We start from the raw sequence: 15,260 nt of genomic DNA, 5'->3' as shown, positions 1-15,260 counted from the left end.
GCACGAAATGTCGCCAATCGGACAAGAAGCCGCGTTGATCACCCGCCTCGGCGAACTCAAAGCGCTTCCACGACCCGTCTACGGCCAGCTCGACTCGCCGCCCAACCTCAAGCTCGGCTACCGTCACAGCCACCCCTGGGTGCAGCTGTCCCATGCGGTCGAGGGTGTGTTGGAGGTGCGCACCGACAGCGGCCGCTTCATTGCGCCGCCGCTGCGCGCCGTATGGATTCCCGCGGGCATCACCCACCAAGTGTTCTGCGCACCGGACACCTGCATCCGCAGCCTGTACATCGACCGCAGCGTGATCCGCCATGCGCCGGAGCATTGCCGCGTGCTGCAGGTAAGCCCGTTGTTGCGCGAGCTGATCCGTCACTTCAGCACGCTGCCCGAAGCCTATGCCGAAGACGGCGCCGAGGGCCGACTGGTACAGGTGCTGCTGGACCAGCTGGGTTCCGCCCCGGAAGTCGAGCTGGTCCTGCCGCTGCCGACCGAGCCGCGCCTGCATCGGCTATGCAGGAGTCTGCAGGCGCAGCCGGAGTCGCAGGAGGGGCTGGCTGACTGGAGCCGAATCCTGGGGGTCTCGGAGCGCACCCTGAGCCGCTTGTTTCTCCGCGAAACCGGGTTGACCTTCCGCGCCTGGCGGCAACGCTTGCGGCTGCTCAGCGCCCTGCCGGCGCTGGAGCGCGGCGAGCGGGTCACCGACGTCGCGCTGGGCTGCGGCTATGAATCGCTGTCGGCCTTCATTGCGGCGTTTCGCGAACAGTTTGGCGCCACGCCGGGCGAGTTCTTTCGGCCCGGCAGCAGTTCCGCCGTTGGCCCTGTCCATTGAAAACCGCCCATTTTTTCGAGCTAAGGAGCAACTCATGAGCATCCGAACCTACCAGGGCCACACGCCCTCCTTGGGCGAGCGCGTCTTCGTCGACCCCAGCGCGGTGCTGATCGGCGACATCCAGATCGGCGCGGACAGCTCGGTCTGGCCGCTCACGGTGATTCGCGGCGACATGCACCGCATCCGCATCGGCCAACGCACCAGCATTCAGGACGGCAGCGTCCTGCACATCACCCACGCCGGGCCCTACAACCCGGACGGCTTCCCGCTGACGATCGGTGACGAGGTGACGGTCGGCCACAAGGTCACCTTGCACGGCTGCACCCTCGGCAGCCGCATCCTGGTAGGCATGGGTTCGATCGTGATGGACGGTGCGGTGGTCGAGGATGAAGTGATCATCGGCGCCGGCAGCCTGGTGCCGCCGGGCAAAACGCTCGAAAGCGGTTATCTCTATGTGGGCAGTCCGGCGAAACAAGCCCGGCCGCTGACGGACAAGGAGCGCAGCTTCTTCAGCTATACCGCGGGCAACTACGTGAAGCTGAAGGATCAGCATCTGACGGACACGCCTGACGCCTGACGCCTGACGCCACACATCGTGCGCACGACCCGCTTGTCAGATGCGCGCCCAACCAGAATTTACCGAGCCCCTTTGATGCAGCATTCCACGATTCTTTTCGACCTCGACGGCACCCTCACCGACCCGCGCGAAGGTATTACCCGCTCGATCCAGCATGCGCTGGCCAAGCTCGGCATCGACGAGCCGGATCTGGCCAAGCTTGAGCCCTTCATCGGGCCGCCGCTGCTGCAGGCGTTCATGGAGTTCTATGGCTTCGACGAGCCGCGCGCGTGGGAGGCGGTCGGCCATTACCGCGAGCGGTTCAAGACCGTCGGCCTGTACGAAAACCTGCTGTTCGACGGCGTGCTGGAAATGCTCGAACACCTTCGCGGTCAGGGCCGGACGCTTTATGTGGCGACCTCGAAACCCTCGGTCTTCGCCCGCGAGATTGCCCGGCATTTCGCCTTCGATCATCACTTCAAGGTGATCTATGGCAGCGAGTTGGACGGCACCCGCACAAACAAGGTCGAGCTGATTGCCCATCTGATCGCTGAGGAAGCGCTGGAGCCCGAACACACGCTCATGATCGGCGACCGCAAGCACGACCTGATCGGCGCGCATCGCAATGGACTCCAGGCGGTCGGCGTGGGGTATGGCTTTGGCAGCCATGACGAGCTGATGGCCGAATCGCCGGCGTACTATTTCGCGACGCTCCCGGCGCTGCGGGCGGCGTTCGGCTGACGCACGCTAGTCGCGTTCGGGCGCGAAGGTCACCGGCGGCGAACTATCTGCGTTGATCTGCTCGACGCGCATTGGCCGGCCCTCAGCGTCGAGCCGGACGCGACCGATGCCCGAGCCGTTCCAGAGTCGCTCACCCGACTGGCTGCGGCTCGGCAGCCACGGCTGGACCCGCACGCGGCGGCGCTTGGTAAACCAGTTAAGCGGTGAACGCGGCGAATACAGCCAGCGGTTGAGCCGATCGAACAGATCCAGCAGCCGTCTCGGAAATTCGTTTTTTACGCCGCTGCTGGTGATCTGCCAGATCTTCGGCCCCGCCGCTCGACCCCGCACATGCACTTCATAGGCGAACGAGTAATGCACGTCGCCGGAGAGAATCACGTAGTTACCGGGTGTCCGGGTATGGCGAAAAATATTCAGCATGACCTGCGCCGCACCGCGATGGGCCATCCAGTTTTCAGCGTCAACCAGCAGTGACAGGCCGGCCCAGCTGAACACACGCTGCACGGTCTCGATCAGCTTCACCCCGAACATCGGCGCGGGCGAGACGATGATCACCGAGGGATGATCGAGCAGCGCCTGCTGAAACTCGGTGAGCGCCTCCCAATCCATCAGCCCCGAGGGCCGGCTCAGGTTGCGCTCGCTGCGCCAGCGGCGGGTGCGGGTATCGAGCACCACCAGTGCCGGCTCGCTGGGCAGGACATAACCCCAGCTGCCGTGCTGCAACAGCTCATCCACCACCTGATCATGCAGCGCGCAATCGAGCCGGCCGTCCTCGCCGCTGGCCAGCAGCGCCTCGACTGCCTGTAACGGCGTCGCGCAATTGCCGGGGTCATTTCCCCACGCCTGGCACAGCAGATAGCCGAGCAACGCATTGCCGATAATGCGCCGCGAGAAGGGATGCCCATAGGCTGTCTCCTCCCAACGCGCGCTGAGGTTCCAGTCATCGGTAATGTCGTGGTCGTCGAAGATCATCAGCGACGGCAGATGCGCCAGCCCGCGCGCAACCTGCGGCAACCCCTGGCGGAACGCGTCGATGCAAGCGGCTTCGCGGGCGTAGCGCTGGGCCATGTCCTTGTCCAGCGGCGGTGTCTGCAGCTCGATCAGGGTCCAGGGCACCGGCGACCAGACCAGCAGGTACATGGCCAGGACCTCGCCCAGCGAGACCAGATGGTTGTGCGCATTGGAGGTGGTGAACACGGGCTTCTCGACGCCGCCGAAGAATCGCTCGCGCAGTGCTTCGTTGGATTTGAACGCAGGCAGCAGCTGTTCGCGCCGGTAGTAAGTGGCCGGATGCTCCATCAGCTCATCGCTGTTGGCCACGGTCGCACCTTCGAGGCATTCGCCGTAGAGCCCGAGCCGGCGGATCAGCGCGTGGATGGCCACCAGCATCGGTCCGGCCACATCGTCGGCATAGACCTGGTCGCCCGTCATCAGCAGCGCCGCCGGCCAACGCTCAGGCGTGTGGCGGGCATCCTTGATCAGCGCATCGACCCTCACCAGCCCATCCGCCGCGGAGTGGTGCGGCTTGCGGCAAGACCCGTGCAGCAGATCATCGTGACGGGACCGCACGACAAAAGCCGGCCGGCGCTCACCGTCATGGATCAGGTGCGGCGCCCAACTGGCCATGCCCAGCTCAGCGCCGTCACGCACGATCAGCAGGTCGTATTCGATCAACCGATCGACCGGAAGTGGCGGGTCGAGATGCACGTCGATCAGCTGCAACCAGGCGGAGCTGCCGATACGCAACGGTCGGCAGGCCTCTCCATCCAGCGCCATCGAGCGCAGCGGCTCGCCCTCGGGCTGTAACAGCAAACGCAACGGTAAAGGCTCGCTTGTCACTAGCCAGAGCACCAGCCGCCCCGCCTCTAACCGCCGCAGCAGCGGGCCGGCCAATACGGGCGGCAGGGCGGAAAGCGCGTCGGACGGAGCGGGGTTGGGCATGCAGACGGCTCGATTGGCAGCAGGAACGGGGAGGAAGTGTATCGGACCCGCATCTACGTCGGAGTTCCCCGCGTCGCCGACTACCGGATCCGGTTTGCCGGGTCAGGGCGCGCCGGCCAAAAAAAAACGCGCCCGAAGGCGCGTAAAGGTTTGTAGCGCACGCGTATCTATTTCATCTGGACGAGCAGATCACGACGGATCAGGGTTTTGACCTTGACCAGATGGTCGTCTTCTTGCTCTTTGGCCTTTTGGAAGCCCTTGGCGATGTTCGGATGCCCTCCGGCTTCGGCCAGTTCGATCAGCAGTTCCCAAGCGGCGTTATCCTCAAGCTCGAGGGTCAGCAGGGCACCCATGCCTTGGGCGAGATTGGTCCGAGGGTCGGTCAGCACCTGCATCGGCCCCATGGCTTTCACCCCCGCCACATCCGCGCACGGCGTCTGCGCTGTAGGGTCCGCGCCCAGCGTCTCGATCGCCTCGGCGACCATATTCATGTGTTCGAACTCTTCGTCCCGAATGTGCTGTAGCACTTGGATAAGGTCCGAGTCGGCCGGGCCCAACGCCTTGGCTTTCGCGATCATCGCATCGTACAGACGCACGCCGCTGCGCTCGAAGGCCAGCCGCTCACCCAGCTTGTCCACCAGCAGCTCCGGGCTTTTGCCCAACGCCATGTCGAAGGTTGACTTGAGCATGCCCTTGGCCGAACCGGGAACCGGCACAGATCCGATGCGATCGGCCTCTTCGGCGCGCTTGACGCGTTCGAGCATGATGCCTTTGGAATCGCCCGGTACGTCGGGTTTGATCTGTTCAACCGCCTCGAGCAGGCTCTTGGTGTCCTTGGGGGACATCTGCACGCCGGTGACGTTGTGACCTAGTTTCGCTGAAGTCGCCATGTCAGTTCTCCTCAAGAAATCTTGCGCTTACCCATGAGTTCACCACCGGGCGCCCATTGATAGCCCGCCGAAACGATGTTCGAGGCGATGCCTTCCGAGTTGAGCTGGGCACGGTAATCCAGGGAGTTTTGCGGCTCTTCACGCTTGTCGACGTACTGGGTGCCGCTGGTGCGCAGGTTGACTTCGGCAGCCAGGACCTGGCGGACGAATTCGCGCTGACTCTTGAACTCGATCATCTTGGGCAACGGCCCTCCGAGAATTTCAGCCGGATCGCGGCGTTCGATGTTCTTGAAGTGTTCGCAGGCGACCGCCAGATGACCCAGCTCGTAATCAAGGAAGCGCTCCCACATCGCCTTGATGCGCGGGTTGGTTTCCTGCTCGGCACAGCTGGCGTAGGCGTAAACCTCCATCGCCTCGTGCACCAGCCACTTCTCCATGAACGACTCTTGCGGGTCGGCCAGCGAGCCGTACTGGGTCACGTGCTGTTCTTCGACCGAGGCGATCTCCGCATACAGCTGTCGTGCCAGCGGGTCGGCAAACAGCGGGCCGATGTTCTGGTAGTAGTCGTGCGTCTGGAATTCGGCCGCGGTGATCATCGCGCAGTGAATCTTGGTGATCAGGTCCGCCTGCTCCTTTGCGTAGCTGTCGCGCAGGTCATTGTCAGGGTGGCGGTGATGCTCGGAGGTCTGCCGGCCCGGCACGATATCGGTGTAGCCCTGCAGGATGTTATTCGCGTCCTTGCCTTCGAGACGGTCGAGCATCGCCGAGTAGCGGTACAGGTGGTCGAAATCTTCCAGCAGGCCGAAACGGTAGGTTTGCGCCTGGTAGGGATCGGGCTCGTTCTGCGCGACGGCGGCGGTGACTTCGATTGCAACCTGCTCATAGGCGACAGTGGTTTCCAGTGGCGAATGGTCAGCCGAGATCAGCCAGTTGACCATGGTGGCCTGGTGTTGCTCGACACGGCGGATCTCCGCGAGCGGGCCCCGCAACTGGCCGGTGATCCGGGCGATGCCGTGCTTCAGGCGCAGCGCGTCGGTTTCGATCCCGTTCATCAGGATGATCCGCACCCGCGTAAAGGCGTCGTCGTCGAGCTTGCTGATCGGCTTGCCCGCCATCTCCTTCCAGGTGAACTTCTGCTTGTCGAGCGGCGTGCCCTTGTTGTCGAGGATGCCGGTTAGGTTGTCCATGGAGCCTCCGTTTAAACGGCTTTTTCTAGGTAGTCGTGCTTGCACGCACGGCTGAATCACGGGTCAGCGACGACTGACGGCCTAAAAAATGGACGGAGGCAGGCGGAAAAGAATTCCGTGGATGACGCGTCAAACACGCTAGTAGACGACAAGCGGTGGCGTTCAACCTCTTCGAACGCGTCGCTAACACGCAACGGGAAATAGCCGCGAAATACGTGCCGTAGGTGCTCTTAAACGAAGCGGCGAGTGGTTTAGAAAAGTGAGTCGAGCAGGCGTTTCCGCTCGTCGGATGACAGACGCCCGATGGTTTCGACGCGCGCATGAAAATCCTGCCAATCGCCGCCAACCTTTTGGAACAGCGCCGCGAATGCAGGCACCCAGCCGTCGTACAGACCAAACGGCAACAGGCTGGCGTTGTTCAGTGGCTGCGCCATCCAGCGGTCGAAACGGCCGTCGCCATCCCACGCGCCGTCGCGCAACTGGCGATAGCGCTGGCGCAACCGCATGAACTCGGCTCGCTTGCTCGCCCGCATGGAAGGCTCATCGAGATCGGAGGCGTACAACGCGGAGAGGCGCGCCCGTGTGTCCAACATCAGCTGGCTGAACTGTGCATAACGCCGCCGCGCCGTTTCGCCAGGTGACGACAGGCCCTGCCGCTCGCGCCACTGGCGCAGCCCCTCCCGCTCGACGAAGGAGGCGTAGGACTCGTTGAAGGCCGTGTCGCCCGCTATGTACAGCTGTTGGTGCGCCAGCTCATGGAAGATCAGGCCGATCAGCCGATCATCATCCCAGCGCAGCATGGCGCCGAGTAGCGGGTCATCGAACCAGCCCAGCGTCGAGTAGGCCTGCACGCCAGCGACGAGCGTGTCGTAGCCCTCGACCTTCAGGCGCGCCGCCGCGCCGCGAGCGCGCCCCGGTTCAAAGTAACCCCGATACGCGACACAACCGGCTATCGGAAAACAATGGTTTAGCGGTGCCACGGAAAATTCATGCGTGGCAAAGACATTCCACACCACATAAGGCCGCTTGAGATCGGCAAACACCCTGTAGCTCTGGTTATCGGGCAGACCGAGCGCATCGCTGGCGAAGCGTCTGGCCCGCAGCACGAGGGCAAGTTGCTGGCGCATCTGCGCGTCGGTTCGCGGGTTCTCGATGATCGCCGTGATGGGTTCTCTCTGGCGCAGCAATTCCAGCTGGCCGACCGCCAATTGCCCGTAATAGGTGCTGCAACCATTCAGACCAATGGCCAGCAACAGCGGAACCCACCACACGCTGCGGTTGTCGACAAGGGCGGTTTTCAGCTTCGACATGATCAAACGCTTGCCCACTACAGGACCCACCGGGTCGGTGCGCTGAGCCTACAACGACATCGAAGCTCACCCAACCATGAAGGCACCTGTGCCAACCGCCAGGCCGCTTAGCCGCGGTCGGAGATCTATTCCATGCGAATCCTGACGCTCGCTGTTGCGCTGTCCACCCTCGGCGGATGCGCCCTGTGGATGCCCCAACCGGACCCGAACCAGGCCTGGATTGAGCTGGCCCCGCGTGACGAAACCGTGCTCAAAGCCATTGCGGTAGACCAGCAGCCGCTGGACGACCACCGGTATTTTCAAGTGAGTCCGGGCAGCCACCAGCTGGGCATGCAATACCGTTTTGAAGTGGGCGCAGCCGATGTGGGTCGCGGTAGCGAAGCGTTGGAGCGCGATTGCCGCCTGACGCTTGAATACGACGGCTTCGATGCCGGCGCGCGTTATCGTCTGGTCGCCGGCGGTTATGGCTTCCGCCCGTGGGCGCGGCTCTACGACCAGCACGATCAGCTGCTGGCCAAGGCCACCGAACGCGGCTGCGGCGGGGTCGCGACCCGCTGAGGCGCTGCGCCGCGTTGATGCCGCCGGTCGGGGCTGTTGCAACAGCGCCGCAGCTGGCTCAGTCTCACTAGCGACCGCGACAGCACTGGGGCTGAATGCGGCCCTTGAGGAGTCTGTCATGCGTCCGTTACTCGCCCTGCTCCTTACCGCCGGCCTGACCGGCTGTGCCGGCCCGATGCCCACCCCCGATCCAGGCATGGCCTGGGTCGATATGCGTGCCCAGCCCAGCGACATTTTCATGTCCGATCAGCTGGACGACGAACGCACACCGGATGGCCGCTATTTCGAAGTGAGCCCCGGCGCGCATGAACTCAAAGCCCGTTACGAATTCGAAATCAGCAGTGGCGGATTTGGCGACTTCGGCGATACCCAGTATCTGCGCTGTACCATGGTCATCCGCTATGACGATTTCCAGCCCGGGCGACGCTATCTATTCCAGGCGCGCTCGCTGGGCTTTACGCCACAAGGCTGGCTGTATGATGAACAACGCAACGTATTGGCGCGTGCCGAGGCCGAGCACTGCCATTGAGTCGTTCGCAGCCGCTTCCCTCGCCAGCAGAGAGATCAACGATGTCCCGTATCGAACACACCCGCTTTTCCACCCTGGACCTTGCGCCCATCCGCGATGACGGCGACGCCGGCCTCGCGCTGCGCAACTCGCTGGCGCTGGCGCAACACGTCGAAGCGCTGGGGTTCGAGCGTTTCTGGGTAGCCGAACACCACAACATGGATGGGATCGCCAGTGCCGCGACGTCGGTATTGATCGGTTATCTGGCCGCCGGCACCTCGCGCATTCGCCTCGGCGCCGGCGGGGTGATGCTGCCCAACCACGCGCCCTTGGTGGTGGCCGAACAGTTCGGCACGCTCGAAGCGCTCTATCCCGGCCGCATCGACTTGGGCCTGGGCCGTGCGCCGGGCGCCGACCAGTTCACCGCGCATGCCTTGCGCCGCGATCGCATGGGCAGCGCCGATGACTTCCCCGCTGATGTGGAAGAGCTGCAGATGCTGCTTGGCCCGCGCCAGCGCAACCAGCGCGTGATCGCCATGCCCGGCGTCGGCAGCAACGTGCCGATCTGGCTGCTCGGCTCCAGCCTGTTCAGCGCTCAGCTGGCCGCGGCCAAAGGCCTGCCCTATGCCTTCGCCTCGCATTTCGCACCGCGCTACGTGCATGACGCGATTCGCCTGTATCGCGAGAATTTCCGCCCGTCCGACGTACTCGACAAACCCTACGTCATGCTGGGCGTGCCATTGATGACCGCCGATACCGACGAGCAGGCCGAGTACCTGGCCACGACCGCTTACCAGCGCATCCTCGCCCTGATCCGTGGCCAGAGTCTGGTGCTGGTACCGCCGGTGCAGAGCATGCAGGGCAAGTGGTTGCCGCACGAGCAGGACGCGGTGGGCAATTTCCTCGGCATGGCATTGATCGGCGGACCGGAAAAGATCCGCGCGCGAATGGAGATCTTGCTGGAACAGACGCAAGCCGACGAGCTGATTTTTACCTGCGACTTCTACGAAGCGGCCGATCGGCACCGCGCCTTCGAGATCGTCGCCGGGCTGCGCTGAGCCCACCCGCCTAGCAGTGTTCCGCTAGACCCATGACCACCACTACCGGACGGCGCCCTGCCGTCCGGTGGACGGTCTGAACCTCGATCTGTACCGCCGTTCGAACAGGAAACGACATCGCCTCAGTGGCGGTCCTGTCTCGCCTCGGAACACCCTATGAATTTTCTCGAATGGATGGCGGTGCTCGGCGTCCTGCTGTTGATCCTCGCGCTGGCGTCGGCGTATCTGCGCTGGCTGCCCATTACGACCTCGTTGATTTACCTGGGCTTTGGCGTACTGATCGGCGAGCTCGGTGTCGGGCTGTGGGAGATGGATTTCCTCCACATAGCCAGCTGGATGGTGCACCTCACCGAAATTGTGGTGCTGGTATCGCTGTTCGTCAGCGGGCTGAAGTTGCGAATGCCGCTGCGTCATCGGGCCTGGACCAGCGCGTACTTCCTTGCGGGACCGATCATGCTGGCCTGCATCGCCGGGGTGGCGCTGTTCTGCCACTACCTGTTGGGGCTGAGCTGGGGCATCGCCGTTCTGATCGGCGCGATCCTCGCACCCACCGATCCGGTGCTTGCCAGCCTGGTTCAGGTCAACAACTCACGCGACAGCGACCCTGTCCGCTACGGCCTGTCCGGTGAAGCGGGTCTCAACGACGGCACCGCGTTCCCTTTTGTGGTGTTTGGCCTGCTGCTCGTCGAGCAGGGTACGCTCGCGCCAGGTTGGGTGGGTGAATGGGCTTTGCATCGCGTGGTCTGGGCGATTCCGGCCGGTCTGCTGCTGGGTTATCTGATGGGCCGGCTGATCGGCAAGCTGGCGATTTACCTGCGCGCCCGGCACGCGGACACGTCCATGTCGCCCAACGATTCGCTCGCCTTGGCCTTGATCGCGCTGGCCTATGTCGGCGCGGAGCTGATCGGCGCCTGGGGTTTCCTGGCGGTGTTTGCCGCGGGCATCGGGCTACGCCATGCGGAAAAGGATGCCGCAGACGAATCCGAAACGCCGTCCGAAGAACTGATCGCCGATGCGGTACCGCACCTGGCCGAAGGCGGCTTGACCCCCCGCGTCTTGCCCTTGGAAAGCGAGCAGATCACCGAACCCAAAGTCGCTGCCGGGGTGATGATGGGCGATATCCTGACGTTCGGCGGGCAGCTGGAACGCAGCCTGGAGGTGCTCCTGGTGACCCTGTTGGGCGTGCTGGTATCGGTGCATTGGGATTGGCGGGCCATCCCGCTGGCGCTGGCGCTGTTTCTGCTCATCCGGCCCTTGGCCGTCTGGGTGCTGATGCCACGCCGCTGCCTCGACCGCACCCAGCGCCTGACGGTCGGCTGGTTCGGCATTCGCGGGATCGGCAGTCTTTACTACCTGAGCTATGCCGTCACGCATGGCCTGCTTCCCGAGGAAACCGAAACGATCATTTCGTTGGTGCTGTCGGTCGTGGCGCTGAGCATCGTCATTCACGGGCTCAGCACTCAACCCTTGCTGCAACGCTACGAAAGGCTCCGCGGGCAGCGGCCGTCGTAAGGCTGCCGCATCCCCGGGCAGCGGTCGTACAGCCGCTGCGGGGTCGCTTGAACAACCGGTCAGCTGTTGGCCAGGCGGAAGCCGACCTTCATCGTGACCTGGAAATGACCCACTTTGCCGTTCTCGACATGGCCGCGGATCTCCCCCACTTCGAACCACTCGACGTTCTGCAGTTTGCTGCTGGCTTCGGCAATGCCGTTCTGAATGGCTTCATCGACGCTGTTACGGGAAGAACCGACGATTTCGATCTTCTTGTAGGTGTGATGATCCGACATGAATAAATCCCCTTCTGGTCTGAGGAGCCTCCGCTCGGAAATGACGCGTCCTGTCTCATTGAGGCCCGTTCAGCCCGCCGGAAGTTCAGCGCAGCGGCCCAAATGAACTACCGATAAGGTGATTAGACGGGGGGATGCGTATGAAGCAGTGGCAAACGCCTCGGACCGTAGGGTGGGCTTTAGCCCACCGGTACGCTCAACCCTCTCTGGTGGGCTGAAGCCCACCCTACATGGCTGGTGTTTTGTCTTTTTCTCCGACGACTGCGCTTTGGTGCGGAGACGCTTAAGAACACCCTCGCGCTGGAAGCCCCTCGGACCGTAGGGTGGGCTTTAGCCCACCGGTACGCTCAATTCCCTCTGGTGGGCTGAAGCCCACCCTACGAGGTGGTGTTTCATCTTTTTCTCCGAGGACTGCGCTTTGGTGCGGAGACGCTTAAGAACACCCTCGCGTCTAACGTCCCTCGGACCGTAGGGTGGGCTTTAGCCCACCAGTACGCTCAACCCCCTCTGGTGGGCTGAAGCCCACCCTACATGGCTGGAGGTTCGTCTTTTTCTTCGACGACTATGCTTTGGTGCGGAGACGTTCAAAACCCCCTCGCGCCTGGAAACCTCTCGGACCGTAGGGTGGGCTTTAGCCCACCGATAAGCTCAACCACTCTGGTGGGTTGAAGCCCACCCTACGGGCTCGAGGCCGTCACGCCCGCCACTTAAACCAACCGGATCATTCGAGGCGCCGGTAGGGGTAATGCTGCGCCTTGAATACCTGATTGAAATAGCGTCCCAGGGAATCGGCTTCCAGCAGCGCCTGCACCACGTCGGCTGGCACCTGTTCGTAGCGGTACAGCGAGCCGTTGTGAAACAGCACCTCCAGGACATGCCCTTCGGGGTCGTACCCCAACGCCTGAAGGCTGCGGGAATTGACCGCGACGCGCTTCATGCGGCCGGATCGGGCTGCGCCTTGAAACCTTCGGCCTGCATTCGCCACAGCGCGTCGAACGCGCCGCCACGGTTGCGCAGCTCATGGGGCGGGCCGTCCTCGACGATGCGCCCGTCACGCAGCACGACGATGCGATCGAAACTCGCCAAGGTCGAGAGCCGATGCGCCACCGCCACCACCGTGCGGTTGTGCACCAGATCGTTGAGCGCGACCTGGATCTCGGCTTCGGACTGGGTATCCAGCGCCGACGTCGCCTCGTCGAGGATCAGGATCGGCGCGTTCTTGAGAAAGGCCCGTGCGATGCCCAGGCGCTGGCGCTGCCCGCCGGAGAGCATCACGCCACGCTCGCCGACCAGGGTGTCGTAGCCCTGCGGCAGCTGACGGATGAAGGCATCGCAGAACGCGCTGCGTGCGGCTTCCACCACCTCGTCGTCGGTCGCGCCGGGGCGGCCATAGCGAATGTTCTCGCGAATGCTGCGGTTGAACAGCGCCGTCTCCTGCGGCACCACCGCAATCTTCTCGCGCAGGCTGTCCTGGCTGACGCTGCGGATGTCCTGACCGTCGATGAGAATGCGGCCGTCCTGGACGTCGTCGAGGCGCTGGATGAGATGGATCAGCGTCGACTTGCCAGCGCCTGACGAGCCCACCACACCGACCTTTTGCCCCGCCGGTATGTGCAGGTCCAGCGCCTCGAACACCGCGCCGCGGCCCGGGTAACTGAAGCTGACGCGCTCGAAGGTGATGTCGCCCTCCCCCAGCAGTAACTGGTTGTCACTGTCTTCCAGACCATGCGGCTGGACGATGATGCGCAAGGTGTCATCGATGGCACCGATCTGCTGGGTCGCATCCACCAGCGCCAGCGCCAGATCCCGCGAGCCATGCAGAATGCGGAAGGTCAGCGCGCTGACCAGCACCACGTCACCGGCCGTCACTTCACCGCCCACCCACAGGCTGATGGCCCAGATCAGCATGCCGCCGGCCATCACCGACAGGCAGATGTCATGCATCACCCGGGCCTTTTCCAGGTACATCCAACTGCGCCGCTGCGCGCGGGCTTCGTAGCCGATTTCCTGCGCCAGCCGCTCGGCCTCGCGGTCGCGGGCGGAGAACGCCTTGATGGTCCACACGTTGGAAACCGCATCCACCAGCTCACCCCCGACGCGCGCCGACTGGGCCGCGAAGCGCTGGTGCTTGGCCCGGCCACGAATGCCAAAGCCGGTAATCAGCGCGGCGACGATGGCAACGAACAGAATCAGCGCCACGGCCATGCGCACGTCCACGGTCAACAGCACCACCACCGCGCCGATGAAATCGATAATTGGCGGGACGATCTTCCACGCCAAGCCCCCATAGATCGCGCCCGCCGCCTGGCCAAGGGCGGAGATCCGATTGCCCAGCGAGCCAGCAAAATGCTCGGTGAAGTAGCGCATCGGGTGGCCGGTCAGGTGTTTGAACAGGTCGACACGCAGGTCCACGACACTGGCGACCACCGTGCGGCAGCCGAGCCAGCCCCCAAGGCGCCAGAACACGTTTTCGATGACGATCAGGCTGATGAACAGGCCCAGTGGCCACCACACCTTGGCCGAGCCGCGGTCCGCGGTGCCTTGCGCCATGGCGTCGACCAGCAGCTTCATGCCGTACTGCACGGCCACCGCGCAGCTGGCCGCGCCGATGATCAGCGCCAGCAAGCCGCCGAAGTGCCAGGGCCGCGCACAAATGTAATGCCAGAGAAAGGGGACCGGTCGGCTCGGCAGCGGCACCGGCTGCGGTTTCGCCTGGGGCGCCTTCTCCGGGGCGTTCATGACAGGGCGTCGGCGAGCTGCACAGCGTGGTTGAACTGGCTGAAGCGCATTTGCTGCAGGCGCAACTCGTCGGCGAGCCCTTCGTGGACGCAGCGGTTGCCATTCTCGTCGGGGAAACCGAGGAGCCCCACCGGACAATGCCGCTCGTCGGTCCAGCCGGGGTAATCCAGCACGGGATACAGGCAGATGCCCTCCACCGGAACCCCGCGCTGCATCGCCAGCCCGGCCTGTTCGCTGACATAGCGCAGCCAGTCGCCACGCACATCACCCTCGGCGCCAGTTTCGGCGATCAGCAAGGGCCGCTGATAGCGCTGCCAGATTTCGCTGAGAATCCCCTTGAAGGGCCGATAGTCCGGATTGTCGCGGTCGATGGTGCGGCCGTCACCGTGGTACCACTGGTTGTCGGAGTAGTAATTCACGCCCAATACGTCGAGGTACTCCGGCGCCCCGCCGAGGCCCGGCCACTGCTCGCCACAGAGCATGTCCCAGGCCTCGAACTGCGACTGACGAAAGCGCTCCGCCTCACGCTGCGGCCCTGGCCGGTCGTTGGGTGCGACGACGTGGATCGCCGGATCGACCTGAACGAAGCGTGCCCGCGGTTCTACGTCGCGAATGGCCTCCATCGCCGCGATGGTCGCGCGGACCAGCTGATGCTTGAGTTCGAAGCCGCGACCGCGAGCCATCGGGTTGAAGTACGCCTCATCGCCACCCGCCCAGGCCCAGAACGAAATCTCGTTGAGTGGCGCGTAGAACGGCACTGTGTCGGTTTCGTCCTTGATCAACTGCGCCGCCGCCGCCGCATACCGGGCGAAACGCTCAACGAACTGCGGCCGCCAGATGTCGATGTCGTCCGGCCAGCCGTAATGACACAGATCCCAGACCACTTGGGTGCCTTGGCGCTGTGCCGCCTGCAGCATGGGCAGGAAGCTCGACCAGTCATACCGGCCCGGCTCGCGCTCGATCAAGTGCCAGCGCAAGCCGTCGCGCACGCTGTGCAGACCGTGGCGGTGCAACACGCCGTAGTCATGCGCGGCCCAGCGGTCATGGCCGGTGGCCGCCAGCAGATCGAGACGGCGACCATCGCTGCGGCGGTGGTTCGAGCATTCGAACCCGCCCATGAAAAAACTTTTAAACAGCGTGGGCTGATGCATCTTCG

At 63.8% G+C, this 15,260-nt stretch carries 15 protein-coding genes; 7 read left to right on the top strand and 8 right to left on the bottom strand.

Features of this window, described 5'->3' with window-relative positions:
* Positions 1-7: 7 nt before the first annotated feature.
* From K4O48_RS00435 to K4O48_RS00425, 3 genes are all read left to right on the top strand, one after another.
* Positions 8-829, top strand: a complete 822-nt coding sequence (locus K4O48_RS00435) for an AraC family transcriptional regulator (protein WP_222910254.1) — start codon at positions 8-10, stop codon at positions 827-829.
* A 34-nt stretch (positions 830-863) separates the two neighbouring features.
* Positions 864-1,406 (top strand): gamma carbonic anhydrase family protein, encoded by a 543-nt coding sequence (locus tag K4O48_RS00430; RefSeq protein ID WP_222910253.1) that lies wholly within the window; start codon positions 864-866, stop codon positions 1,404-1,406.
* Positions 1,407-1,481: 75 nt separating this feature from the next.
* Positions 1,482-2,126: an HAD family hydrolase gene (locus K4O48_RS00425; RefSeq protein ID WP_222910252.1), complete on the top strand. Its 645-nt coding sequence runs from the start codon at positions 1,482-1,484 to the stop codon at positions 2,124-2,126.
* A 6-nt stretch (positions 2,127-2,132) separates the two neighbouring features.
* Here K4O48_RS00425 and K4O48_RS00420 read toward each other — a convergent pair whose 3' ends face one another.
* The 4 genes from K4O48_RS00420 to K4O48_RS00405 all read right to left on the bottom strand — a co-directional run bounded on the left by K4O48_RS00420 (position 2,133) and on the right by K4O48_RS00405 (position 7,454).
* Entirely contained in the window at positions 2,133-4,067 is a 1,935-nt protein-coding gene (locus tag K4O48_RS00420) for an alkaline phosphatase D family protein (protein ID WP_222910251.1), read from the bottom strand.
* Positions 4,068-4,234: 167 nt separating this feature from the next.
* Entirely contained in the window at positions 4,235-4,957 is a 723-nt protein-coding gene (locus tag K4O48_RS00415) for a ferritin-like domain-containing protein (protein ID WP_222910250.1), read from the bottom strand.
* An 11-nt stretch (positions 4,958-4,968) separates the two neighbouring features.
* On the bottom strand, positions 4,969-6,144 hold the full coding sequence (locus tag K4O48_RS00410; protein ID WP_222910249.1) for a hypothetical protein: 1,176 nt from the start codon (positions 6,142-6,144) through the stop codon (positions 4,969-4,971).
* 251 nt (positions 6,145-6,395) lie between these two features.
* The gene (locus tag K4O48_RS00405) at positions 6,396-7,454 is read right to left on the bottom strand and encodes an aminopeptidase (protein WP_222910248.1); all 1,059 of its coding nucleotides are present in this window, start codon (positions 7,452-7,454) and stop codon (positions 6,396-6,398) included.
* 132 nt (positions 7,455-7,586) lie between these two features.
* Between K4O48_RS00405 and K4O48_RS00400 the strand changes: the two genes are divergently transcribed.
* The 4 genes from K4O48_RS00400 to K4O48_RS00385 all read left to right on the top strand — a co-directional run bounded on the left by K4O48_RS00400 (position 7,587) and on the right by K4O48_RS00385 (position 11,090).
* Positions 7,587-8,012, top strand: coding sequence for a hypothetical protein (locus K4O48_RS00400; protein WP_222910247.1), 426 nt, complete (start codon positions 7,587-7,589; stop codon positions 8,010-8,012).
* 118 nt (positions 8,013-8,130) lie between these two features.
* Positions 8,131-8,541: a hypothetical protein gene (locus K4O48_RS00395; protein WP_222910246.1), complete on the top strand. Its 411-nt coding sequence runs from the start codon at positions 8,131-8,133 to the stop codon at positions 8,539-8,541.
* 41 nt (positions 8,542-8,582) lie between these two features.
* Complete coding sequence (locus tag K4O48_RS00390; protein WP_222910245.1) at positions 8,583-9,578, top strand: LLM class flavin-dependent oxidoreductase; 996 nt, start codon at positions 8,583-8,585, stop codon at positions 9,576-9,578.
* Between the two features lie 156 nt (positions 9,579-9,734).
* Complete coding sequence (locus K4O48_RS00385; RefSeq protein ID WP_222910244.1) at positions 9,735-11,090, top strand: cation:proton antiporter; 1,356 nt, start codon at positions 9,735-9,737, stop codon at positions 11,088-11,090.
* Between the two features lie 59 nt (positions 11,091-11,149).
* Here the strand turns inward: K4O48_RS00385 and K4O48_RS00380 are convergent, their stop codons facing one another.
* From K4O48_RS00380 to K4O48_RS00365, 4 genes are all read right to left on the bottom strand, one after another.
* Positions 11,150-11,365, bottom strand: coding sequence for a dodecin (locus K4O48_RS00380; protein WP_019341430.1), 216 nt, complete (start codon positions 11,363-11,365; stop codon positions 11,150-11,152).
* Between the two features lie 721 nt (positions 11,366-12,086).
* Complete coding sequence (locus K4O48_RS00375) at positions 12,087-12,302, bottom strand: KTSC domain-containing protein (RefSeq protein ID WP_222910243.1); 216 nt, start codon at positions 12,300-12,302, stop codon at positions 12,087-12,089.
* A complete protein-coding gene (locus tag K4O48_RS00370) occupies positions 12,299-14,104 on the bottom strand; it encodes an ABC transporter ATP-binding protein (protein WP_222910242.1) in 1,806 nt (601 codons plus the stop codon). Before K4O48_RS00370 ends, K4O48_RS00375 begins: the two co-directional genes overlap by 4 nt.
* Positions 14,101-15,255: a beta-glucosidase gene (locus K4O48_RS00365; protein WP_222910241.1), complete on the bottom strand. Its 1,155-nt coding sequence runs from the start codon at positions 15,253-15,255 to the stop codon at positions 14,101-14,103. The genes K4O48_RS00370 and K4O48_RS00365 overlap by 4 nt, the downstream gene beginning before the upstream one ends.
* Positions 15,256-15,260: the final 5 nt, after the last annotated feature.

Source organism: Pseudomonas sp. DNDY-54, from assembly GCF_019880365.1.
GTDB classification, from domain to species: Bacteria; Pseudomonadota; Gammaproteobacteria; order Pseudomonadales; family Pseudomonadaceae; genus Stutzerimonas; species Stutzerimonas stutzeri_P.
This window is presented reverse-complemented; position numbering and strand designations above follow the sequence as displayed.